This is a genomic window from Actinomadura rupiterrae (assembly GCF_024172125.1).
In the GTDB taxonomy this organism is placed as follows: Bacteria; Actinomycetota; Actinomycetes; order Streptosporangiales; family Streptosporangiaceae; genus Spirillospora; species Spirillospora rupiterrae.
In genome coordinates this window covers 140,670-163,424 of the sequence record NZ_JAMZEA010000014.1, presented here as the reverse complement: position 1 = coordinate 163,424, position 22,755 = coordinate 140,670, and the positions used below count along the sequence as shown (strand labels likewise).

At 72.6% G+C, this 22,755-nt stretch carries 22 protein-coding genes; 9 read left to right on the top strand and 13 right to left on the bottom strand.

Features of this window, described 5'->3' with window-relative positions; genetic code table 11:
- Positions 1-53 precede the first annotated feature (53 nt).
- Complete coding sequence (locus FHU30_RS38875) at positions 54-1,235, top strand: lipase family protein (protein ID WP_253882623.1); 1,182 nt, start codon at positions 54-56, stop codon at positions 1,233-1,235.
- A 21-nt stretch (positions 1,236-1,256) separates the two neighbouring features.
- Here the strand turns inward: FHU30_RS38875 and FHU30_RS38870 are convergent, their stop codons facing one another.
- The 3 genes from FHU30_RS38870 to FHU30_RS38860 form a co-directional block, all read right to left on the bottom strand.
- A complete protein-coding gene (locus FHU30_RS38870; protein ID WP_253882621.1) occupies positions 1,257-2,033 on the bottom strand; it encodes an alpha-ketoglutarate-dependent dioxygenase AlkB in 777 nt (258 codons plus the stop codon).
- Complete coding sequence (locus FHU30_RS38865; RefSeq protein WP_253882619.1) at positions 2,017-3,246, bottom strand: hypothetical protein; 1,230 nt, start codon at positions 3,244-3,246, stop codon at positions 2,017-2,019. Before FHU30_RS38865 ends, FHU30_RS38870 begins: the two co-directional genes overlap by 17 nt.
- A 73-nt stretch (positions 3,247-3,319) precedes the next feature.
- The gene (locus FHU30_RS38860) at positions 3,320-4,534 is read right to left on the bottom strand and encodes an MFS transporter (RefSeq protein WP_253882618.1); all 1,215 of its coding nucleotides are present in this window, start codon (positions 4,532-4,534) and stop codon (positions 3,320-3,322) included.
- A 72-nt stretch (positions 4,535-4,606) separates the two neighbouring features.
- On the opposite strand from FHU30_RS38860, the gene FHU30_RS38855 reads away from it, so the two are divergent.
- The 7 genes from FHU30_RS38855 to FHU30_RS38825 all read left to right on the top strand — a co-directional run bounded on the left by FHU30_RS38855 (position 4,607) and on the right by FHU30_RS38825 (position 11,386).
- The gene (locus FHU30_RS38855) at positions 4,607-5,449 is read left to right on the top strand and encodes a LysR family transcriptional regulator (RefSeq protein ID WP_253882617.1); all 843 of its coding nucleotides are present in this window, start codon (positions 4,607-4,609) and stop codon (positions 5,447-5,449) included.
- 106 nt (positions 5,450-5,555) lie between these two features.
- The gene (locus FHU30_RS38850) at positions 5,556-6,140 is read left to right on the top strand and encodes a dihydrofolate reductase family protein (RefSeq protein ID WP_253882615.1); all 585 of its coding nucleotides are present in this window, start codon (positions 5,556-5,558) and stop codon (positions 6,138-6,140) included.
- A gap of 58 nt (positions 6,141-6,198) precedes the next feature.
- On the top strand, positions 6,199-6,603 hold the full coding sequence (locus FHU30_RS38845; RefSeq protein WP_253882613.1) for a HEAT repeat domain-containing protein: 405 nt from the start codon (positions 6,199-6,201) through the stop codon (positions 6,601-6,603).
- The gene (locus tag FHU30_RS38840) at positions 6,597-6,824 is read left to right on the top strand and encodes a hypothetical protein (protein WP_253882612.1); all 228 of its coding nucleotides are present in this window, start codon (positions 6,597-6,599) and stop codon (positions 6,822-6,824) included. Before FHU30_RS38845 ends, FHU30_RS38840 begins: the two co-directional genes overlap by 7 nt.
- 2 nt (positions 6,825-6,826) lie before the next feature.
- The gene (locus FHU30_RS38835) at positions 6,827-7,816 is read left to right on the top strand and encodes a HEAT repeat domain-containing protein (protein WP_253882610.1); all 990 of its coding nucleotides are present in this window, start codon (positions 6,827-6,829) and stop codon (positions 7,814-7,816) included.
- A gap of 110 nt (positions 7,817-7,926) precedes the next feature.
- Positions 7,927-8,373 (top strand): plasmid transfer protein KilB, encoded by a 447-nt coding sequence (kilB, locus tag FHU30_RS38830; RefSeq protein ID WP_253882609.1) that lies wholly within the window; start codon positions 7,927-7,929, stop codon positions 8,371-8,373.
- 415 nt (positions 8,374-8,788) lie between these two features.
- Complete coding sequence (locus FHU30_RS38825) at positions 8,789-11,386, top strand: WD40 repeat domain-containing protein (RefSeq protein WP_253882607.1); 2,598 nt, start codon at positions 8,789-8,791, stop codon at positions 11,384-11,386.
- A 3-nt stretch (positions 11,387-11,389) separates the two neighbouring features.
- On the opposite strand, the gene FHU30_RS38820 is transcribed toward FHU30_RS38825, so the two are convergent.
- The 10 genes from FHU30_RS38820 to FHU30_RS38775 form a co-directional block, all read right to left on the bottom strand.
- On the bottom strand, positions 11,390-12,409 hold the full coding sequence (locus tag FHU30_RS38820) for a hypothetical protein (protein ID WP_253882605.1): 1,020 nt from the start codon (positions 12,407-12,409) through the stop codon (positions 11,390-11,392).
- A gap of 114 nt (positions 12,410-12,523) precedes the next feature.
- Positions 12,524-12,817, bottom strand: a complete 294-nt coding sequence (locus FHU30_RS38815; protein WP_253882603.1) for a hypothetical protein — start codon at positions 12,815-12,817, stop codon at positions 12,524-12,526.
- A 117-nt stretch (positions 12,818-12,934) separates the two neighbouring features.
- Positions 12,935-14,437 carry a hydrogenase large subunit gene (locus FHU30_RS38810; RefSeq protein WP_253882601.1) on the bottom strand — a complete coding sequence of 501 codons (1,503 nt, stop codon included), beginning with the start codon at positions 14,435-14,437 and terminating at the stop codon, positions 12,935-12,937.
- Positions 14,434-15,921, bottom strand: coding sequence for a proton-conducting transporter transmembrane domain-containing protein (locus FHU30_RS38805; protein ID WP_253882599.1), 1,488 nt, complete (start codon positions 15,919-15,921; stop codon positions 14,434-14,436). Before FHU30_RS38805 ends, FHU30_RS38810 begins: the two co-directional genes overlap by 4 nt.
- 31 nt (positions 15,922-15,952) lie before the next feature.
- Entirely contained in the window at positions 15,953-16,612 is a 660-nt protein-coding gene (locus tag FHU30_RS38800) for a hypothetical protein (protein ID WP_253882598.1), read from the bottom strand.
- 11 nt (positions 16,613-16,623) lie between these two features.
- Complete coding sequence (locus tag FHU30_RS38795; protein WP_253882597.1) at positions 16,624-17,583, bottom strand: respiratory chain complex I subunit 1 family protein; 960 nt, start codon at positions 17,581-17,583, stop codon at positions 16,624-16,626.
- Complete coding sequence (locus FHU30_RS38790; protein WP_253882595.1) at positions 17,580-19,571, bottom strand: proton-conducting transporter transmembrane domain-containing protein; 1,992 nt, start codon at positions 19,569-19,571, stop codon at positions 17,580-17,582. Before FHU30_RS38790 ends, FHU30_RS38795 begins: the two co-directional genes overlap by 4 nt.
- Entirely contained in the window at positions 19,568-20,068 is a 501-nt protein-coding gene (locus FHU30_RS38785) for an NADH-quinone oxidoreductase subunit B family protein (RefSeq protein WP_253882593.1), read from the bottom strand. Before FHU30_RS38785 ends, FHU30_RS38790 begins: the two co-directional genes overlap by 4 nt.
- A gap of 262 nt (positions 20,069-20,330) precedes the next feature.
- A complete protein-coding gene (locus FHU30_RS38780; protein ID WP_253882591.1) occupies positions 20,331-20,681 on the bottom strand; it encodes an ArsR/SmtB family transcription factor in 351 nt (116 codons plus the stop codon).
- A gap of 167 nt (positions 20,682-20,848) precedes the next feature.
- Positions 20,849-21,436 (bottom strand): TetR/AcrR family transcriptional regulator, encoded by a 588-nt coding sequence (locus FHU30_RS38775; protein WP_253882585.1) that lies wholly within the window; start codon positions 21,434-21,436, stop codon positions 20,849-20,851.
- Between the two features lie 81 nt (positions 21,437-21,517).
- On the opposite strand from FHU30_RS38775, the gene FHU30_RS38770 reads away from it, so the two are divergent.
- Positions 21,518-22,723 carry an alpha/beta fold hydrolase gene (locus FHU30_RS38770; RefSeq protein WP_253882584.1) on the top strand — a complete coding sequence of 402 codons (1,206 nt, stop codon included), beginning with the start codon at positions 21,518-21,520 and terminating at the stop codon, positions 22,721-22,723.
- The last annotated feature ends 32 nt before the right edge of the window (positions 22,724-22,755 follow it).

The window sequence follows — 22,755 nt, the reverse complement described above, 5'->3', positions numbered from 1 at the left end:
CCGCTCGGCGATCTACACTCGGCGATCTTCACTTCCATCCCCTGGAGGCCCCCGTGTCCGGACCCCGCCGCCGCGCCGCCGCGCTGGCCGCCCTCACCCTCCCGGCCGCACTGTCCCTCCCGGCCGCGCTCGTCCCGGCCGTCGCGGCCCAGGCCGCCGCGCCGGCGCCGGGGACGGTCCTCGCGTCCGCGCCGCTCCCGGCGAAGCTCTGGGTGCCCGGCACGACGGCGAAGGCGTTCCGCCTCACCTACCAGACGACCGACGCGCACGGACGTCCGGCCAGGAGCACCGGCGAGGTCTTCATCCCCAAGGGGACGGCGCCGTCCGGCGGCTGGCCGGTCATCTCCTGGGCGCACGGGACGTCCGGACTCGGCGACGCCTGCGCGCCGTCGGTGAAGGGGCCCGCGCTGCCCGAGCGCGACTTCCCCTACCTCGCCACGTGGATGAAGCAGGGCTACGCGATCGTCGCCAGCGACTATGCGGGCCTCGGCACTCCGGGCCTGCCCGCCTACCTCAACGGACGCTCCACCGCGCACAACGTCGTCGACATGGTGAAGGCCGGGCGCGGGTTCGCTGCCAGGAGCCTGTCCGTCCACGAGCGGCTGTCGCGGGACTGGGCGGTCATCGGCCAGTCCCAGGGCGCCGGAGCCGCCATCTACACCGCCCGCTACGCCACGCAGTTCGGCGGACCGAAACTGCGCTACCGCGGCGCGGTGGGGACCGGAACCCCCGCCTACGTCGAGAAGATCGTGGACCTGGTCGGGCCGCAGTTCCCGCCGTCCCTCGGCCCGGGCACGACCGCCTACCTGTCGTACATCTTCGCCGCGCTCCGGTCCGTCCACCCCGAACTGGGCATCGACGGCATCCTCACCCCGACCGGACGCAAGTACCTCGCGATGGCCGAGACCGCCTGCGTGGACGATTTCGAGACCGACCTCAAGGGCGTGTCCGTCACGAGCTTCTTCACCAAGCCGGTCCTGACGCTGCCGCACTTCGCCGCCGTCGCCCAGGACTACCTCGCGATGCCGGAATCCGGCTTCGACAAGCCCTTCTTCATGGGCCACGGGCTGCTCGACACCGACGTCCCGTACGTCCTGACCGCGCCGTACGTCGCCGTCCTCAAGGCCAACCACCAGCCGTTGACCTTCAAGACCTACCCGTCCGACCACAGCGGGACGCTGCTCAAGTCGCAGGCCGACACCATCCCGTTCGTCGCCCGCTTGTTCGCGCGCTGATCCTTCCGCCTGGGAGCAAGGTCAGACGGGCGGCACCAGATCGCTCTCGCTGATGGTGTACGTCAGCGCGGGGTAGGCGAAGTCCGTCTCCTTGTTCTCTCGGCGCCGCAGCTCGTAGAACTCGCGGCTCTGCTCGTCGTCCGCGTGCGTGAGGCGCGCGCCTTGCGGAAGGTAGGCGTGCCCGTCGCGAAACCGGACGAGGGTCTTCGAGGTGCGGAACGTCACGCCCAGCCAGCGGTTGTCGGTCGCCGGGACGGGCTTGTCGAGGACGATCCGGTGCTTGAGCCGCCGGTTCGCGTCCACCGAGAACACGACGACGCTGTTGTGGACGAGCGGTATCTCGACCTTCTCGTCCTCGTCGCCGGACGTTTTCGACTCGAAGATCAACTTCCTCGGCGGTCCCGCGTCGGGATGTTCGTAGCAGGAGAAGACGGCGATGGACGACCCGCCGGCCAGATCGAGCGCCTGGTCGGAATGGGCGCCCATCTTGGTGTAGGCGTTCGTGTAGGTCTCGATGAGGGCGTTGTTGAACCCGGCCGAAAGGCCGGCGCGCTCCTGGATCTGCTGCGCCAGCCGTTCGTGCACCGGCCGGAAGAGCTGCGCCGGTTCGGCGTAGCGGGTGGTGGTCCGGACGAGCGGCACACCACCCGCTTCATCTGCCTTGGTCAGGACGGCGCCTTGCCGGCCCTTTCCCACGTCCTCCCAGCGAGTCGCCGCGTACAACTCGCCGAAGGGATTCCCTTCGATCGGCAGGTCGTACGAGGCGACCTCGTCCGCGATCTCAGGCCCGAGGGGCAACGTAGTCTCCCGTGTTCATGCTGAAGAGGATCTCGTCGCCGTAGTCGATGAAGGACGAGGACTTGTTCTCTTCCGCATAGAGCCGGCGCAGTTCGTCCATTCCCTCCTGAGTGGGCGGTCCGAGCTTCACCAGCTCGCCGCCGACCTTGAGGAACGTCTGGCCGTCCTTGTGGACGGCCTCGGCGTTCGAGCAGCGCACGACGTATCCCAGGCGGGTCGGGAGCATTTCGGCGTCCAGCATCGAGGCCCGGATCTCGTGCGTGTACAGCCGGTTGGTGGACAGCGGCATGAAGAACACCGAGCCGGGATAAAGCGTGATGGTGAACTGCGCCGGCAGTGCGCCACCCTCGTCCCCGGCGGTCGGCTCCTTCAGGCGGAAGTGCAGCTTGGTCAGCCCGCTGACGCCTTTCACGCCGCGGTCGAAGGCGTCCTTGGGAAGCGGCTGCAGCTTGTCGAGGCCGTCATAGAAGGTGCAGAACGCCATGATGCCGTTGGCGGGCATGTCCTTGGTCTTGTCGGCATGGGACGAGATCTTGGCCTTGGACTGCTTCCGCTCGGCCGTGGCCGGGGTGTTGTGGTAGATCTGCGCGAGGACGTGATTGAGCGGCGCGTGGCCCCGGAAGACCGCGGTGGCTTCGCGGTTCAGGGCCTCGACGATTTCCGTGTCGGTAGGACGGAACGTCTCGGTCGGTCCGGAGAGGTTCGTGGAGCACCGGAGCAGCCGGAAATGCAGCTCGTCGCCCTCGTGCGTGACGGGCGTCAGGTAGATTCCGCTGCGATGGGCCGTCCCGGGTTTCGTCGATTCCGTCAGCGATTGGAACTCGTGCTCCGCACGGATCCGTCCGAAGTGATCGTCGCTGGGATCGAAGAACCGTCGGTAATACACGCCGACACCGTGCACCCGCACCGGAACCTGGCCGAGATCGACACCCGTCCAAGGTTCGTCGGCGCTTTCGCTGAAACCGTCCGAGCGTTCCCGGATGACGAACACGCGGGCCGCCGCGTCCAGCCGGCTCCGGCTGATCCCGGATATGTCGCCGCTCACGTAAACGGTCTTCTGTGCGAGGTCGATCGAGCCGGACGCAAGCTCATCAGCCGTGACCACGGTCCCGAAGAAATCCCTGGTCAGCTCATGGTCTTGCGCCGTCGAAGATACGACGAGAACATTCCCCGAATCCTCGATGAAGGCTTCTGCCGGCTCGGTCCCACTCATCACAATCGCACCCGCCATTCGCGTTCTGGAAGTACGAACTGTAGCGGAGAGCCCGCGATACGACGAAGCCGATTTACGGGACCGGATCGAGGGCCGGGCGGGTGGATCCGGTTTGCGCGGGCTCGGTCCGCGCGGGGGAGTGCCGCCACAGCAGGCATCCGATCAGAGCGGCTACAACCCCGGCCAGTCCAGCCGTGGCGAAGCCGCCCGCCGGGACGGTCAGGTCGATCGCTCCACCGACGATCGGGGAGCCGAGGGCGAACCCTGCGCTCAGCGCCGACGACTGGAGGCCCGTCGCCTCGCCGCGCACGCTCGCGGGCGCGAGTCGGCTCACCGCATGCGCCACGGTGGAAAGGGTCGGCGCGGTGAGCAGCCCCGCCCCGGCGCCCGCCACGCACAACCACTGCCAGCTATGGGCGAAACCTGCGGGGATGGTGGCGAGCCCGAGCAGTCCGAGCAGCAGCCATGTGGGCAGCGGCCGGGTGAGCGCGCCGTACGCCAGCCCGCCGATGATGGACGCCACCCCGTACACCGCCACGACCACCGCGGCCCAGGACACCTGGCCCGCCTCCTCAAGCGTCGCGACGATGGCGAGGTCCGTACCGCTGAGCAGCACCGTCGTGCCGAACGCCATCACCAGCACCGCGATCATGCGCGGCCCCAGCCATTCCCGGCGGCGTGGACGTTCGCCCGTGTCGGCGTCCGGCTCGTCCGCGGCGCGCAGCGGCGGGTTCAGCAGCGCGATCCCGACCCCGCCCGCCACGATCGCGACGCCGACGACCCAGGCCACCACGTCCGGGGACGCCTTCGCCGCGAAGAGGATCACGATCGGCGGGCCGACCATGTACGACAGCTCGCCCTGCACCGACTCCAGCGCGAACGCGGCCCGGCGCTGCCCCGCCGTGGTCATCGCGGAGATCGCCTGCCGGGTCACCGGCTGCGCGGGCACCATCAGCAGGCCCGCCGCGAACGCGGCGCCCAGCAGCGTCCAGAACGGCATGACCGGGACGCACAGCCAGAACGCGATCTGGATGACGGCCGTCGACAGCAGGACCACGCGCGGACCCCGCCGGTCGATCACCCGGCCGAGCAGCGGGCCGCCCAGCGCCACCCCCGCGGTCAGCGCCGCAGCGACGCCGCCCGCCGCCGCGTAGCTCCTGTGCAGGCCGAGGACGACGCACATCGTCAGCGTCATCGCGTCGGCCGTGATCGCGGCGCGCGCGATCAGCGAGACGCCCAGCAGCGGAGCCAGCCCCCGCACGGCGAGCACCTGTCGGTATCCGGTCATCTGCGAGACGCTAGAACATTCCTGACAATATAAGAAGTGGTTTGATCCTTCGAGCGGGCATAATGGATGCTTATGGCCAGGGATCTGGAGATCGCTCTGCTCCGCTCGTTCGTCGCGGCCGTCCGGGCGGGCAGCATCAGCCGCGCCGCGACCGCGCTCGGCCAGACGCAACCCGCGCTCAGCCAGCAGCTCCGCAAGCTGGAAGGCACGGTCGGCCGTCCGCTGCTGAACCGCTCGCCGTCCGGCGTCCGGCCGACCCGCGCGGGCGAGGAACTGCTGCCGTACGCCGAGCGCATCCTCGCGCTGTCCGCGCAGGCCCTCACCGAGGCCGGGCGCGCGCTCACCGGCCACTGCGGCGTCGGCCTGCTCGAAGACCTCGCCGCGTCCCGGCTCCCGCAGGCCCTCGCCGACCTCGCGCGGCTGCACCCGGGCGCGACGCTGGAGGTGCTCAGCGTCTCCTCGTCCGCGATGCGCGCCGCCTACGACGCCGGACGCGTCCAGCTCGTCCTCGACGGCGTGCACGACCTACCCGGCCCGCCGCTCTGGACCGTCCGCCGCCCGCTGGTCTGGGCCGTCGGCCAGAGTGTGGACCTGACCGCCGACCCGCTCCCCGTGGTGCTGTTCTCGAACCCGTGCGCCTGGCGGACGGCCGTCCTGAACGGGCTGGAGCGCGCCGACCGGCGCTGGCGCGTCGCCTTCGAGAGCAACAGCCTGATCGGCGTCCTCGCCGCCGTCCGCGCCGGCCTCGGCGTCGCCGCCCTCATGCCCGCGAACGTCGAACCGGACCTGGCCTGCCACACCCCGGAAGCCCTGCCCGCCCTGCCGGAGATGGAGCTGGGCCTAGCCCGCCACCCGCGAACCGAAGGCGACCCCCTCACCGACGCCGTAGAAACCGCCCTCCGCCGCATGATCTGACCACCCGCGCAGCTCACCGGCCGAAACGCCGCGTCGGAGAGCGATGAATCCCGAGCGTCCGGCCAGTCTGTCTTAGACACGCGATGGACCGCACCAAGGGGGGAACATGACCGCGACCTACACCTTCGACGTCTTCTCCAGCCTCGACGGCTTCGGCGCCACCGGGCCCGGCGCCGACTGGGGCGGCTACTGGGGAAAGCAGGGCCCCGAACTGCTCGAACACCGCGCGGCCCAGTACGGCGAGGCGCAGCGGATGGTGTTCGGGGCCACCAGCTACCGGGCGTTCGCGGAGATGCTGGCCTCGACCCCGGAGGACCACGAGTCCCGCGACCCCTGGGTCACCCGCATGCGGAACCTGCCCGCGACGGTCGTGTCCAGCACGCTGCGCGAACCGCTCGACTGGCCGGACGCGACCGTCGCGAGCGGCGACGCCGTCGAGATCGTCGCGCGCCTCAAGCAGGAGTCGGACGTGCCGCTGCGCTCGCACGGCAGCCTGTCGCTGAACCGGACGCTGATGGCCGCCGGCCTGGTCGACCGCGTCCAGGTGACCGTCTTCCCCGTGATCACCGGCCGGACGGGCATCGACCGGATCTTCGAGGGCGCCGACGACTTCGACCTCGAACTGATCGAGGCGCGGACCCTGGACGGCCGCACGCAGGAGCTCGTCTACCGGCCCACCCTCCACCCCTGACGGGCGCTTGACCTTGCCACGGTGACAAGCTCTTCACTGTGGCGAGGAGGTGGTCCCGATGACCGAGAACGTGATCCTTGCCTTGCGCGCCCGCAGCGCGTCCGTGCGGCTGCGGGCGGCGATGGCGGTCGGGACGAACCCGGACCCGCGGTTCGTTGCCGAGCTCATCGAGCGCAGCGCGGTCGAGCCCGAGTTCTTCGTCCGCGACATGCTCACGTGGGCGCTCACCCGCCACGCGCCGTCCGAGACCGTCCCCCGGCTCATGGACGAGTTGGCCTCGCCGCGGCCGCAGGCGCGGAGTCAGGCCCTGCACACCCTGTCCAAGATCGGAGACCGCCGCGCCTGGCCCGCGATCACCCGCGCGCACCTGACCGACCCCGACGACGAGGTGGCACGGGCCGCGTGGCGGGCGGCTGTCGTCCTTGCCCCGAGTCCGAAACCTCCGACCTTGCCGAAGTGCTGACGACGCAACTGGGACGCGGCGACCGAGCAACCCAGCTGAGCCTGAGCCGAGCGCTGGTCGCCTTGGGCGAGCCGATCGAACCATCCGCGCTGAATTCTGCCGATCCGCGCGTCCGCCAACACGCGATGGCCACGCAACAGCTCATGCGCGACCCTGACTCCGGCTTCGAGTTCGCCATCGACGAAGCAAAGCGGCTCGTCGCCCTAGGCCAGGAGGAATGACGATGCTGATCGGCGAAGTCTCCCGGCGTTCGGGCGTCAGCGCGCGCATGCTCCGGCATTACGAATCGCTCGGCCTTCTGAAACCGTCCGGCCGCACCACCGGCGGCTACCGCGAGTACACCGGCGACGACATCCGCCGGATCTTCCACATCGAGAGCCTGCGCTCCCTGGGCCTCTCGCTGCGCGAGGTCGCGTCCGCGCTGGACGACCCGGGTTTCAAGCCCTCAAGCCTGGTCGACGACCTCATCCGCCAGACCCGCGACCGCATCGCCGCCGAAACCGAGCTGCTCACGCGCCTGAGCCGGATCAGCGCCACCGAACCCGCCGAATGGGACGACGTCCTCCACATGGTCGCCCTCCTCCAAGCCCTGAACTCGGAAAGCGCCGGAAAACGCCAGCGCGCCGCCCTCTCCCCATTCCCCGTGCCACCCGACGCCCTGGCTGAAGCCGCGCTGAACGAAGCAGACCCGAACGTGGCCGGCGCCCTCCGCTGGGCCCTGGCCCAAACAGGCAAAGCCGCCCTACCCCGCCTAGCAGAGGGCCTCGACTCCCCGGACGCCGACGTCCGAAAACGCGCCGTCCAATCCATAGCCGAAATCCCCAACACCAACGCGCTACTCCAGGACGCCCTGACCAACCCCGACATCACCGTCCGCCGCCAAGCCGCCCTGACTCTCGGCGCGAGAGGCGTCCCCGAGGCCATCCCGACCCTCATCGACATGATCCTCGAAGCCACCAACGACGCCGACGCGGCCGACGCCCTCAGCGCCGTGGCCGCCACCCCCACCCAAGCCGACCGAATAGCCGAAACCCTCACCACCCACCTGACCGCCGAACCCCACGACCACCCGACCCGCCTACGCCTACTCCAAGCCCTGGCCGACATCCCCGGCCCCAAGGCGACCGCCACCCTGAAAGCCCTGACCACCGACAAGACCCGCCCCATAGCCCTGACCGCCACCCACCTCCTCACCCTCCGCGCCCGCCCCTGAAAGCCGCCCGCCGCAGTGCGGAACGGAAGCTTTTCGTCCGGCGCCTAAGCGACGTGAGTGACACCATTACGAGTCTCATCGCGGTCGCGGGAACACTGGGCGGCTCCGCGATGACCGACGGCTTCCAGCGGCGGACCAGCAAGCGAGCAGATCAGATGGCCCGCGACCGGCAGCTCCGCGAGGACCGGCTGGCGGCCTACGGAGCGTTCGCCGGCGCGATCATGGACTATCGCCGCGCGCAGTACGACCGCGTCCACCGCCGCCTCCAGGAGCCGGAGGGGCCTGCACATCTAGAGGCCAGGAACGAGACGTACCGACTGCGCTCGGCCGCTCAACAAGAGTTCTTCCGCCTACGGCTCGTCTCTGACGACCGGCAACTGACGCAGAGCGCTGAACGCGCACTCGCTCTTGCGGAGTCGATCCATCATGCCGACACCAGGAAGCAGGTGGACGAGGCCGGGACCCGCGCCAAAGCGGCACTCGACGAGTTCATCACCGCGGCCAGTGCGACCCTCAGTGACGCACGTGGCCGTCGGCGGTTCCGCATTCGTCGGTAATGCGAGAGGCCCTCGCCACCGGGTCGGTGGCGAGGGCCTTTGGGTGGGAGGACGGCCGTTGGGGGATTCCTGTCGGGCCGCCTGGTCGCGGGGGTCACCGCTGGCGGGCCTTGGCCTTGGCCTTGGCGGCGCGGCGCGCGGCCTTGGCCTCGGAGCGGCGGGCCGATACGCGCTGGGAGGCGATGCCCTGGGCGAACGAGTGGTGGTACATGGTCTGGCTCCTTCTGGTTTGTCGGCAGGTCCCTGGCGACATCTAAAGGTTCGCCCTAAGACCCCGGCCGGCACATGGGGACGACGCCTTATTCGGGTGTCCTAGGACGTCTTAGGCGGCGTCCGTGCGCCTAGGTGCAGGTGAGGTGGTCTTTGTGTGGAAGGGCCGGAAGATCGTCGGGGGCGGGGCCTAGCATCGTCCGGCATGGAGATCATCGGGACCTCGGAGCAGGCCGTTCTGGACGCGCTGGACTCGCCGGAGTTCGACCCCGCGCGGGACCTTCCCGCGTTGCGGGACGCGTTGCGCGAGCTGGAACGCGTGCACGGCGTGGGGGAGGCGCACCGGCGCGCGGTCGAGCTGGTCAGCGCGCGGGGAGCCGTGCTGCGCCATCCCGATGTGCACCGGTCCGGGATCAGCGCGCAGGCGCTCAGCCCGTCCGGGCGCTACCTGGCCGTCGGCGACTTCGGCGGCGACGACTACGAGGCCGGCGCGACCCTGCAGATCTGGGAGGTGGCCACCGGGCGGTGCGTGAACGTCATCGACGGGATCGTGGGCGGTATCGGATGGCCCGGATACGGCGGGACGCTCCAGTGGTCCGCCGACGAGACGCGCCTGGCGGTGGAGTACGCGGCCAGCAACATCGGCATCTGGGACCCCTTCGGCGAGGACACCGAGCCGGCCGCGTCCGTCCGCCTCACCTACAACGGACGCCCCGACCCGTTCGCGCTCGCGCCGGACGGCCTCCGCGCCTACGTGATGGACGAGGACTCGGAGACCTTCGCCTCGATCGTGGAGTTCGCGAGCGAGGAGACCGCGACCATCCCGGCGATCGACGAAGACCGGGACGAGGACGACGAGGGGTTCGCCCTGGAGACGCCGTTCTGGTCCCGGGACGGCGCCCGGCTGCACGGAAGCCTCCACAACGGGACGATCTGCTCGATCGACATCGCCTCCGGCCGACTCCTCTGGAGCGTCGAAGGCACCGGGCAGCACGCGGTCTGGAGCCCGGACGAGACGGTCCTGGCGTACCGGCGCGGTGACGAACTGGTCATCGCCGACGCGGCGACCGGCGCGGATATCGGCGCCCTTCCCTGGAGCGTCGAAGACCGGTACCGGACCGTCCAGCTGGCCTGGGGGACGCGGCTGGCCGTCGTCGTGCCGGACGAGCACGGCCGCGTCGCCATCGTGGATCGGGCCGGCCGGCATCTCTACGACATCGACGTGGCGGTCCGCGCGCCGGAGTACGACCTGGTGCTCGGAGCGTGGGCCTGGGCGCCCGACGGTGATCGCGCGGCGTGCCTCACCACCGATGGACGGGTCGAAATCTGGTCGACGGACGACCGGAACGCCGAACGCCTGCGCGCGTTCGACGCCCCCAAGGAGGCCACCGGCCTGCTCTGGGGCGCGGACGACGTCCTGGTGGCGCTCGGCCCGACCGTGCTGCGCTTCCTGCGCGCGGACACCGGCGAGACCATCAGCGACGTCACTCTTCTGCGCCAACCCGACGCGCTACGTCCGATGGAACTCGACGACGAGGATCTCGGCGAGGAACTCTGGCCCACCCCGAACCCCACCTTCGCGCTCGACGAGCGCAACTGGGCGCTCGCGTTCCTCGAAGGTGTCGTGATCGCGCCGCCCGGCCGCGAGGCTGACCTCGCCGCGACGCTCGCCTGGGCCGTGGACGGACGCCACGCCTGGCCCGTCCACTGGGGCGAGCTTGAGACCTACCCCGACGCGCCCACGGCCGCGGACCAGGCCGCCGAACCCGTGCGCGGCTACCTGGAGCCGTTCCAGGGCCTCCCCGCGCCGGGACCCGAAGCCGACGCATGGCCTCCGTCCGTCCCGGCCACGCTGGACGACCTGTTCGACGCGTTCCTCGACGCGGTCAAGGAGCTCGGCGAGGACGGTTCGCCGTGGTCGGGCGAAGCGCTCCGCGAGGCGGCTCTCCTCCGCGCGAGGCTGGCCCGTCCGGACGGTGTGCGCGTCCTGGTCGAGGCGTCGCCGGAAGGCCGCCGCCCCTTCGTGGCCGCCGAGGCCGCGATGCTCCTGGCGACCGCGGGAAAATCAGACGAGGCCCGCACCCTCCTCCACGACCACGCAGAAGCCTGCGAACGCCAGTGGAACGAGCCGGTCTGGTACGCGACCGAATGGGGCGCCCAGATCCACGCCGCTTCCGCTACGGCTGGAGCGCATGCCGCGCTAGGCGACCAGGAGAGCGCCGACCGCTGGTTCGAGCGAGCCCGCGACCTGATGCGCCAGTACGGGGACGACTGGTCGTTCCGCCTCCCCATCGTCCGCGCCCTGCTGGAGGGCGGACGCGAGGACCAGGCCCTTGCCCTGCTGGACGAGGGCACCGGCGACCCCCGCCACACCGCGGGCGTCCCGTTCCTCGCCTACGCGCTCCGCACGAACCGGTTCGACCTGGCCGAACGCGTCCTCCGCGACGCGAAGGACTGGTTCGCCACATGGACGGTCGTGGGCCTCCTCCGCCACCACGGACGGACGGCACTCCTGCACGACTGGGCCGACCGCAACAACCTGGCGGCCGACGAACCGGACGAGCCGGTGGACCTCGCACGCTCCTACGCCGAGATCCGCCAGACCCCTCCGGCACAACGGAAGGCCCCGACGGCGCACCTGCTCGTCCAGGCCGCCGAGCAGGGGAACCTGAGCGCCGTCCTGGACCTGCTGCCGAGGCTTCCCATGCCGCTCTACGGCGGTATGACCTCGCACGACCGCCCCTACGCCGCGCTCAGCGCCCTCCGCATCACCATCAGCGGCGTAGACGCCGAAACCTGGTAAGCCTCAGCGGCCGCAGCGGCGGCAACCAGGACGAGTCAGCCGGTAGTAGGCGATCGAGGCACAGGCCATCCCGACACCCCAGATCCAGTAGGAGGGTACGGCGACCCAGAAGAACGACTCGGGCAGGTGGAGCCCCTTGGGGCCGTCGGACTCCGGGAAGGGGTTGTGGCCCTGGGCGCGCTGGACGACCATCTCGACCAGCATCAGCCCGAAGTACACGACGAGGCCGCCGGAGATCGCCGCGCCGGGCCACAGCACGAGCCGGCGCGGCACCCGGCGGCCCGCCAGGAACGGGACCCAGCGCGGCCAGATCCGTCCGAAGGAGTGGACGAGGGCCAGCGGCAGCAGCGTGCCGCCGAGCACGAACCCGATCTCGAACTCCACGGCCGCGGCGGTGTGCAGCGGCGACTCGCCGAACCCCACGCAGTACTGCGCGACGATCCGGGCGAGGCAGCCGGCCACGGCGAGGTAGGCCGCCCAGAACGCCCGGGTCGGTATGCGGTCCGGCCGGTGGGTCTCGCCGCTGCGGCCGCAGCGCGGGCACCCCGAGCGCGTCCGCCGCTGGTAGGAGAGCGTCGCCAGGACGAGCAGGACCCCGCCGCCCAGGCAGGCGGCGCGGCTGAGCGAGCCGACGAAGAAGAACTTGATGCCCAGCCCGGGAGCCAGGGCCCCGACCACGTCCAACAGGAACAGCGCGGACGACGCGACCATGGCTCCGCCCGCCGCCCAGCCGAAGGCGAGCAGCCCGCGCCGCCGCAGCCCGGTGCTCTCGGGGACGGTGATGAGCGCGAGGGCCGCCAGCGCCGCCGCCGCGCACAGGGCGACGCTGCCCCAGCCGGTGAAGGCCACCAGGTCGGTGTCGACGGGCGACATGTGCGCGGGCATGTGCCCGAGGTTCCAGTAGACCCGGAGTAGTCCGTACAGCGTGACCCACACCGCCGCTATCGGGGCGGTCCGGGCGGTCCACCCCTGATCCCGGCCCTGTCCGGCGAGGTCGCGCCGCTCTCCGTCCAGCATGATCATGGACGTGAGCATCGCGCGAGCCGGCCCCCGCGCACTTCCCCCGAGCGACCTGACCGCCTCCCCCGAGCGATTGAACCGCCTCCTCCGAGCGGACCAGAGTCCCCGGCCCGCGCGCTAGCCGGAGGCGGCGCGGAGCAGGCTCGGCAGCAGCTCGTGCAGGATGGCCGCGCCGAGCTCGTTGTCGCCGTCGCGTGCGATCTTCCACAGCTCGGCGAGGTCGTCGGGCGCGAGCAGCGCCTCCAGCAGGACGAGGGTGGCGCGGCCCTGCTCCCCGATGGGGACGTCGAGCCCGCGCGCCACCGGCATCAGGACGTCCAGGGCCAGCTCGACGCGCGCCTCCTGGCCCGGCGGGACGGGCCGGACATGGAATCGGCGGCCTCGGCAGGTGATGACGCTCGGACTGGTCATCGAACCAGCATGCCCGCTAGCGATTGTCCATGCGCGCCCCTGGTCGAGACCCGGTCAGAGGTCCGTCAGGCACGCGCGCCCGGACGGCCCGGTCTGGGGCGGTCCGGGGGCGCGCGGTCAGAGGTCGTTGCCGGCGTAGGAGAGGTTGAAGCTCTTGTTGACCAGGGGGAAGTCGGGCACGATCGCGCCGGTCAGCGCGACCGGCAGCGCGGGCCAGTTGAAGAAGGACGGGTCGACGATCTTCACCCGGCGCAGCGTCCCGTCCGCGGCCAGCTCGACCCGGTGCACGATCGTCCCGCGCCAGCCCTCCACGATCCCGACCCCGGACGCGGGGCCGGGCGCGGCGGTGAGCGGCGGCCAGTAGCTGGTCAGGCCGGGGGACGTCCCGTAGGACAGGTCCTTCAGCAGCGCGATGGACGTGGCGATCTCCTCGGCGCGGATCTCGAACCGCGCCAGCACGTCCCCGGACGCCCGCACCGGCACGGTCAGCGCCGGACGCAGGTCGGTGATCGGGTGGTCGCGCCGCGCGTCGATGTCCAGGCCGCTGGCGCGCGCGACGTAACCGAGCACGCCGAGATCGCGCGCCGGGTCGGCCGATAGCGGCGCGGTCCCGGTGAACCGGTCGAGAACGACCGTGTGCCGCAACGCGAGCCGAACCAGCGAGGCGATATCGGCGGCCAGCTCCGTCAGCCGCTCCGGATCGGGGAGTGCCCGCAGCACCGCGCCGCCCGGCAGGACGCCGCCGCGCAGCAGCCGGTGCCCCGTCGTGGCCGCGTTCAGCCGGAGCAGCTGCTCGCGGACGCGCCCGAACTGGGCGTTCAGGACGGAGTGCCCGACGTCGTTGCACAGCGCGCCGAGGTCGGTGACGTGGTTGTAGAGGCGCTCCAGCTCCAGCAGCAGCGCCCGCGTCCGCTGCGCGCCGGGGGAGACCTCGACGCCCGCGGCCTGCTCGACCGCCAGGCAGTAGGCGAGGGCGTGGCCCACGGCGGTGTCGCCGCTGACCCGCTCGGCCAGCGGCAGCGCGTCGGCGGCGGGCCGTCCCTCGAACAGCTTCTCCAGGCCCTTGTGGACGAACCAGAGTCGCGCCTTCAGCTTCAGGATGCTCTCGCCGACGACCGAGAACCGGAAGTGACCGGGCTCGATCAGGCCCGCGTGCACCGGCCCGACCGGGATCTCGTACACGCCCGGGCCGTCCACCGGGACGAACGGGTACGGGCCCTCGGCGTCGCCGAACTCCGGCGGCGCGCCCGCGCCGTCCAGCATCGGGTACCAGCCGCGCGGCCAGTGGTGGTGCCGGACGAGCCGGTGCGGCAGCGGGTGCCCGGTCGGCACGATCCCGTACAGGTCGCGCATCTCCCGCTCGAACCGTCCGGCGGGGAAGGACAGGTGCGCCACGCTGGGCACCTCGGGACGGGACGGGTCGAGCCGGACGTGCAGCTCGGTGCGCCGGTCGAGGGACGCGGCGGTGAACAGGTAGACCACGCGCAGCGCGCCGCCGGGGTCCTCGTGCGCGGCGGCGAGCGCGAGGCGGAACCCGGACGCGAGCAGGGCCCCGACGCGTCCGGGCAGGTCGGCGGGGTCGAGCTCGGTGATCGCGCTGTGCGAGACGGGGATGGTCACGGTCGGCCTCCGAGGACGGCGGCGGCATGGTCGAGCAGCGGTTGCAGCGGCCAGGCGGTGACGCCGAGCGCCGCGCACGCCGCCAGCCCGAGCAGCAGCGCGAACGCGGCGGACGCCGCCGGGCGGACGGTCACGGGGAACGCCACCGCCCCCGGGCCGGACGGAGCGGGCGCGCCGAGCAGCATCCGGCCCGTCCGGGCGGCGACGGCGGCGAGGACGGCGGCCAGCAGCGCGAGCGCGGCGCCGGCCGCCCAGCCGAGCCCGGCCGAGAACCCGGCCCGGAAGATCCCCAGCTCGCTCGCGAACAGGCTGAACGGGGGGAAGCCGAGCAGCGCGAGCAGCGCGGCCCCGAGGCACCCGCCCACCAGCGGCCCGCGCGCGAGCAGCCCGCGGACCGCGTCCACGCGGCTGCTCCCGAACGCCTGCTGGACGAACCCGGACGCCAGGAACGCCACCGACTTCACCAGCCCGTGCCCGAGCACGTGCAGCAGCACGGCGCTCAGCGCGAGCGGCGTCCCGATCGCCGTGCCGAGCGCCAGCAGCCCCATGTGCTCGATCGAGGAGTAGGCCAGCAGCCGTTTGTAGTCGCGCTGCGCGAGCAGCAGCGCGGCCGCCACCAGCAGCGACGCCAGCGCGACGATCAGCAGGACCGTCCGCATGAAGCCCGTGCCGAGCGCCGCGTCCGCGATCACCCGGACGCGCAGCACGGCGTAGAACGCGACCGACAGCAGCACCCCGGACATCAGCGCCGATACCGGCGCGGGGGCCTGGCTGTGCGCGTCCGGCAGCCACGCGTGCATCGGCGCGAGCCCGGCCTTGGTGCCGAAGCCGAGGACGAGCAGCGCGACGGCGATCCGCATCACCCCCGGGTCCAGGCCGCCCGCGTGCCCGGCCAGGGACGCCCAGTCCAGCGCGCCGGACGCGGGCACGTGCGCGTGGCGGGCGGCGAAGTTCAGCAGCACGATGCCGAGGAACGCCAGCGCGATCCCGGCCGAGCAGATCACCACGTACTTCCATGCGGCCTCGGTCGCGTTGCGCGTCCGCCGGAACCCGACGAGGAACGCCGTGAGGACCGTCGTAGCCTCGACCGCGATCCACAGCACGCCGAGGCTGGACGCGAGCACGGCCAGCGCCATCGCGGCCACGAACGCCTGCCCGAGCACCCCGTACCGGCGCAGGTCGGCGTCGGTGACGTGGTCCGCCGCGCGCTCGGCCGCCAGGTAGGCGGGGGACGCGAGCGCCGCCAGCAGCGCCACCGCGCCGATCACGATCAGCATGTAGGCGGTCAGCGCGTCCGCGCGCAGGAACCCGTCCAGGCCGGTGCGCGGACGCGACATGACCCGCGTGGCCAGCGCCACTCCGGCGCCCAGCACCCCGGCCGCCGCGACGGCTCCCGTCCAGGCCGTGAACCGCCACCCGAAGACCGCGCACGCACCGGCCGCCAGCAGCGGCAGCACGATCGGCACGACCAGCAGCACGCCCATCAGCCCCGCACCTCCACCAGCAGAATCGCCATCAGTCCCGCAGCTCCTGGAGGTCGTCGAGGTCGGTGCCGCCGAACGCGGCGCGCATCCGGGCGGTCAGCACCCGCAGCACCAGGACGGCGAGCAGCAGGTCCAGCGACACCCCGAGCTCCACCACCAGCGGGACGCCCGAGGTGGTGAGGAACGCCAGCGCGGTGATCCCGTTGTCCACCAGCAGGAAGCCGACCACCTGCGCCAGCGCGCGGCGGCGCGTCGCCAGCACGAAGAACCCGATGAGCACGACGGTCAGCGCGACCGGCGCGGCGTGCGTGGCGGGGGAGGGCTCCAGCGCGACGACCGGGCGCGTCACCGCGTAGGCCAGCAGCGCCAGCAGCGCCGCGACCAGCAGCGAGGCGGCCACGTTGACCAGCGGCTCGGTCTCGCGGGCCTCCCCGCCGGCCGGCAGCGCGCGGCGCAGCAGCAGCGGCAGCACCACCGCGCGCAGCACCCCGACCGCGACACCGACCGCGACGAGCCCGGCGTCCGAGTCGTGCGCGCCGAGCACCACCACGAGCGCGGCGAGCGCGAAGCCCTGCGCGGCGAACAGCCGGACGATCGCGCCCAGGTCGCGCCGCCACAGCACCAGCACGGCCGCGAGCACGAACGCGCCGCAGGCCAGGTCGAGCAGTTGCACATAGAGGGACTCGTTCACCGGACCGCCCTTCAGGCCAGGAAGTAGGACGCGGCGACCGCCAGCAGCGCCATCACGAACGACCCCGCCAGCAGCTCGGGGACCCGGAACATCCGCAGCTTGGCCATGAACACCTCTCCCGCCGCCAGCGCACCGCCGAGCAGCGCCACTTTCCCGGTGAACACCGCCATCGCGATCGGCAGCGCGATCACGGGCGGCATCGCGCCCGACGCGTCCGCGATGCCCCACGGCGCGAACAGGTTGGCGAACAGCCCGAGCAGCACGGTCAGCCGCATCGCCGACGCCCACTCGACCAGCGCCAGGTCTGGCCCGGCGTACTCCAGCACCATCGCCTCGTGGATCATCGTGAGCTCCAGGTGCGTGGCCGGGTTGTCCACCGGGATCCGGCCCGTCTCGGCGATCACCACGACCGCGAGCGCGACCGCCGCGAGCAGGCTGACCGGCGACACCACCAGTTCCGGCCGGTGCAGCGCGGACCCGACGATCGCGCCGAGGTCGGTGGACCCGACCCGTCCGGACAGCGCGAACACCGACAGCAGGATCGTCGGCTCCACCAGAGCGAGCACGACCATCTCGCGGCTGGCGCCCATCCCGCCGAACGCGGTCGCGGTGTCCAGCCCGCCGAGCGCGAGCGCGACGGTGCCGAGCGCCAGCAGCGCGGTGACGGCGAACAGGTCGGCCGAGCCGTCCAGCGGGGACGCGGTGGTCGCGATCGGCACGACGGCGGCGGCGACGAGCGCCGTGGCCGCGAGCACCAGCGGCGCGATCCGGAACAGCGGGCCCGTGCCGTCCGCGGCGATGGCCTCCTTGCGCAGCAGCTTGCGCAGGTCGCGCCAGGGCTGCGCGACGCCCGCCCCGGCGCGTCCCTCCATCCGGGCCCGGACCTGCCGCATCGCGCCGACCAGCAGCGGCGACCCCGCGCCGACCAGCACCACCTGCGCGGCCGCGCCGAGCGCCCCGGCCGGGGTCACCGCGTCACCGCCAGGACGATCAGGACGCCGGTGAAGGCGCAGAACCCGTAGCCGAGGTACCGGTGCACGCTGCCGTTCGCCAGCCGCCGCGCGCCCTCCCCGCACCGGGCCGCCGCCGCGATCACCGGGCGGTACAGCCGCCGCTCGATCCGGTCGCCGACCCGCGCCCGGTAGGTCACGCGCTCCACCAGGTAGGACGACTCGGCGAGCGGGGTGACGTGGACGCCGGTCTCGGGCGCGAGGACGTTCTCGAAGACGCGCTGCAGCGGCTCGGCGAACGACGTCGCGGTGTACTCCATCCGAGCGGACAGCGGGCCCATGCCGCAGTCCCACAGCCGCGCCTTCCTGCGCGCGCGCCGGGCCACGCCGAGCCGCAGGACTGCCAGCGCGACCGCCAGGGCGACCGCGATCCACAGCGGGGACAGCGTGCTCGCCACACCATGCAGGCGCAGTGTCGCCGCGCCGGTCACCGCGTCCGGCCCCGGCACCAGGACGCGGACGGCCCGCGCCACCCCCGGCACCACGGCCGCCGGCACCAGCGCCAGCAGCACGCAGCATGCGGCGGCCAGGGCGCCGCCGAGCAGCATCGCATCCGGAACCTCCGCGGCCGACCCGGCCTGATCGCTCCTCGGACGGGCCAGGAAGCCCACGCCGAACGCCTTCACGAACGTGGCGACGGCGAGCCCCGCGGTCAGCGCGACGACCGCGACGGCCAGCGGCATCGTGACCGCCATCGGCGTCCCGCCGGAGCCGTGCGCCTTGATCAGCCCTTGCAGCAGCAGCCACTCGCTGACGAAGCCGCTGCCGAGCGGCAGCGCGGACGCCCCGAGCGCGCCCACCCCGAACAGGACGGTCGTGACCGGCATCCGCGTCCGCAGCCCGCCGAGCGCGTCCAGGTTCCCGGTGCCCGCCGCGCGGACCACCGATCCGGCCGCCAGGAACAGCACCGTCTTGAACGCCGCGTGGTTCACCACGTGCAGCAGCGCGGCGGTGAGCGCCAGCGCCGCGAGCGTGTGCGCCCCCGCGTGGGCGAGCAGCCCGGCCGCGCCCGTCCCGATCAGGACCAGGCCCATGTTCTCGCAGGTCGAATAGGCCAGCAGCCGCTTGAGGCCGGTCGCCACGACCGCCTGGAGGATGCCGTACAGCGCCGACGCCGCGCCCGCCGCGAGCACGACCAGCCACCACCACACCGGCCCGCCGCCCAGCAGGTCGAACCCGACCCGGACGACCCCGTACACGCCGAGGTTCACCATCGCGGCGCTCATCAGCGCCGACACGTGCGCGGGCGCCTCGGGATGCGCGCGCGGCAGCCACACGTGCAGCGGGACGATCCCGGCCTTCGACGCGCACCCGGCGAACACCGCGAGGAACACCGCCGCCCGCACTCCCGGCGACAGCGCGTGCCCCGCCTCGCGCAGCCGCGCGAACGACTCGCCGTGCGCCGCCGCCGCGAACCCGACCAGCCCGCCGAGCAGCGCGACCAGGCCGGCCTGCGTCATCACCGCGTACCAGAGCCCGGCCTCCCGCACGCTCGCGCGATGGCGGTGCTCGGCCAGCACCAGCAGCAGCGACGCGACCGCCATCAGCTCCCACGCCAGCAGGAACGTGCTCACACTCGCCGCCGCGGGCACCAGCAGCATCGCCGCCAGGAACAGCGGCGTCACCGCCTGGACGGCCCGTCCGAGCGGACGCGCGTAGGCGATCCCGTACACGCCCGCGCACACGCCGACGGCGCCGGTCACGGCGATGAACAGCCCGCCGAGCGGGTCGATGGCGAGGCGCGTCCCGGCCAGCGGCAGCAGATGCGGCAACCACGCCGTCCAGGGGTGCCCGGTGAGCGCCGCGACACCCGCGACGACCCCCGCGCCCCCGGACGCCGCCGTGCACGACCCCGCCACGAACGGACGGACGCGGCGCGGCGCCGCCATCCCGGCGAGAGCGCCGAGCAGCCCGAGTGCCAGGGCCGCCGCGAACGCCGCCGCGGTCATCGGCCGGTGAGCCCGCGCAGCGCCGCCACGATCGCCTCGGGCGGCGGCGGGCAGCCCGCGATCTCCACGTCCACGGGCACCACGTCCGACACCGCGCCCTCCACGCCGTAAGCCCCGGCGAACACTCCGCAGTTCCGGGCGCAGTCACCGAGCGCGACCACCACGCGCGGCTCGGGCACCGCCTCGTAGGTGCGGCGCAGCGCCATCCGCATGTTGCGGGTCACCGGCCCGGTCACCACCAGCGCGTCCGCGTGCCGGGGCGAGGCCACCAGCCGCGCGCCGTACCGCTCCGCGTCGTACACCGGCCCGAACGCGGAGGCGATCTCCACCTCGCAGCCGTTGCAGGACCCGGCGTCCACGTGCCTGACCTGCACCGATCCGGCCAGCTCGCGCGCCTTGGCCGCGGTCGCGGGGTCCAGGGCCGCGGTGTCCGGGCGCTCCGGCGCCGGCTCGGCGACCCGGCCCGTCGCGCGGATCTTGCGCAGCAGCTCTCTCATGGCGTCCTCGGCGGTGCGGCTCAGGTGGCAGGCGCACCCGGCCCGGCCGCCGCGAGGACTCCTGCCGTCATGCGCAATTGCATATATTAGCAATTGCTGAGAGTGACTCGACCAGGATTCCGCGACGAAGGAGACCCGCAGCGAAGGAGACCCGCAGCGAAGAAGGCGTGCTGCGAACGGGGCGTGCTGCGAACGGGGCGTGCTGCGAACGGGGCGTGCTGCGAACGGGGCGTGCTGCGAACGCGTGCGCTGCGAATGCGGCCTACTTGGACGCGCGGGTTCCGCCGCCGGAGGTGCGCAGGTCGTCCAGCAGCTCCGCCTGGCCCGACAGCACTCCGGTCAGGATTCCGCGCGCCACCGCGAGCAGCTCGGCTATCCGCGGGCTGGTCAGGGAGTAGATGACCGTGGCGCCTTCCTTGCGCGACACGACGAGCCCGGCGCGGCGCAGCACCGCGAGCTGCTGGGACAGGTGCGCGGGCTCGATGCCGACCTCGGGCAGCATCTCGGCCACCGCGTGGTCGCGCTCGCTGAGCAGCTCCAGCACCCGGATGCGCGCCGGATGCCCCAGCGTCTTGAAGAACTCCGCCTTCAGCTGGTAGAGCGGCGCACTCACGGCATCCCGTCCATCGACGTCGCTGTCCCCCGTGTCATCAAAGGTGGCACGAAATCCGCACCCTCGACGCGAGCGTAGCAACCCGCCCCACCTCGGCGTCCACGCCCCGTCCCCAGATGATCACAACGGCGCCCCGCCCACAAGCGCGCCCCGCCCGGGCGTGCCGGTTATCGGAGGCCGAGGGTGCGGGCGAGCTGGCCGGTCCACCACTGGAGCTGGGGGGACGGGTCGTCACTTGCCGCCAGGCCGGCGCTGCGGCGGAAGGCGGGACCGTAGAGGGGTTCGGTGGCGAGGGCCTGGTGGAGCGCGGCGACGGCCAGGCGGGTGTCCTCGATGCCCGCGCCGTCGGTGCGCAGGCCGTGCAGGGCGTGGACGACCGGGTCGAGCATCCCGGACCCGTCGTCGCGCCACCCGGCGGCGTGGAGCGCGACGGCCAGCTCGCCGTAGCCGCGGCGGTAGAAGGACGCCAGGCTCTCGACCAGTTCACCGAGGTCGGCGCCGCGGTCGAGCCAGGACGCCAGCGCCTCCTCCATGCCCGCGCGGATCTTGCGTCCGCCATGGCGGAGCAGGGCGTCCAGGAGCCGGTCGCGGGTGCCGAAGTGGTGGTGGACGCCCGCGTCGGTCATGCCGACCCGGGCGGCGATGGCCCGGACCTGGACGGCGGCCACGCCGCCCTCGGCGAGGAGCCCCTCGGCGGCGTCCAGGATCAGGCGCCGCGCCTCGTCGGGCGCGCGGCGCACGCGCGGGGTGGTCATGCCGGAAGCTTACCTTGACAGGCCAAGGCAAGCCTCCTAGCGTCCTACCTTGATGCCACAAGGTAGCGGAGAGGTCTCTCTATGGTCGCTCGCACCGCATCCCGGACACGGAACCTCGCGCGCCCCGACGCCCTGCTGCGAGGGGAGGAGACCGGCGACGGCCCGACGGTCCTGCTGCTGCACGCCGGCGGCGAGCGCCGCCAGGTGTGGACACCGGTCATCGACGTCCTGACCGCCGCCGGATACCGGTGCGTGGCCTACGACCAGCGCGGACATGGCGACAGCGACGGCTCGCGGCACGCCCTGGCGCCCTTCGCCGCCGACGCCGCCGCGATGCTCGCCGAAGAGGCACCGGGATGCGTGGTCGTCGGCGCGTCCCTGGGCGGGCTCGCCGCGCTCGCGGCCCTCGCCGACCCGGCGGTCCGGGCGAAGGTGGACGGCCTGGTGCTGGTGGACGTCGTTCCCGACCCCGACGCCGACCGCGTCCGCGCGTTCCTGGCCTCGGGCGCCGTGCTCGGCGACTTCGGCCCGCTGGTCGAGGACACCCTCGCGCAGGCGCCGCGGCTGCGGGAGATCACCGCCGGGCTGGACGTGCCGATCTTGCTCGTCCGGGCGGGTGTCGGGTCGTCCATCACCGCGGACGAAGCCGACCGCCTGGTGCGCTTGGCTCCGCACGCCACCGCGACGAGCATCCTCGACGCGGGCCACCTCATCGCCCGCGACCAGCCGGTGAAGCTGGCCGAGACCATCGCCACCGCCGCCGCGGAATGGCGCGCACTCGCCCTGCTCCGCGAGCTGGGCGCCGGAAGCGTCGACCACCCGGGCGGCAACCTCCTCGACCACCTCCAGCGCGTCCGCGACCTCGTGCGGGAGTGGGGCGGGAGCCGGCGCCTGCAGTTCGTCGCGCTCTGCCACGCCGCCTACGGCACGGACGGTTTCCCGCACGCGCTACTGCCGCTCGACGAACGGGATCGCCTCCAAGCGGCGATCGGCGACGAGGCCGAAAGCCTCGTCTACCTCTACGACGCATGCGACCGGACCAAGACCTACGCCCGCCTCGGCGAAACGCCGCTTCCGCTCACCGACCGGTTCACCGGTGAGGTCGTCCCCCTGGACGCGACCGACCTGAACGACTTTGTCGTCCTCACCGTGGCGAACGAACTGGACGTCGCCCGCAAGGCTTCGCTCGCTCCGGAAACTCGCCGCGACCTCCGAGCCCTCGTGTCGGCGCTGGCGGCCTACGCGCCCGAAGCCGCAGCCCAAGCACTCGCCGACCCGTCTCTGTAGCGAGACGGTCTGGTGTCCGGTGCCGGGACGTC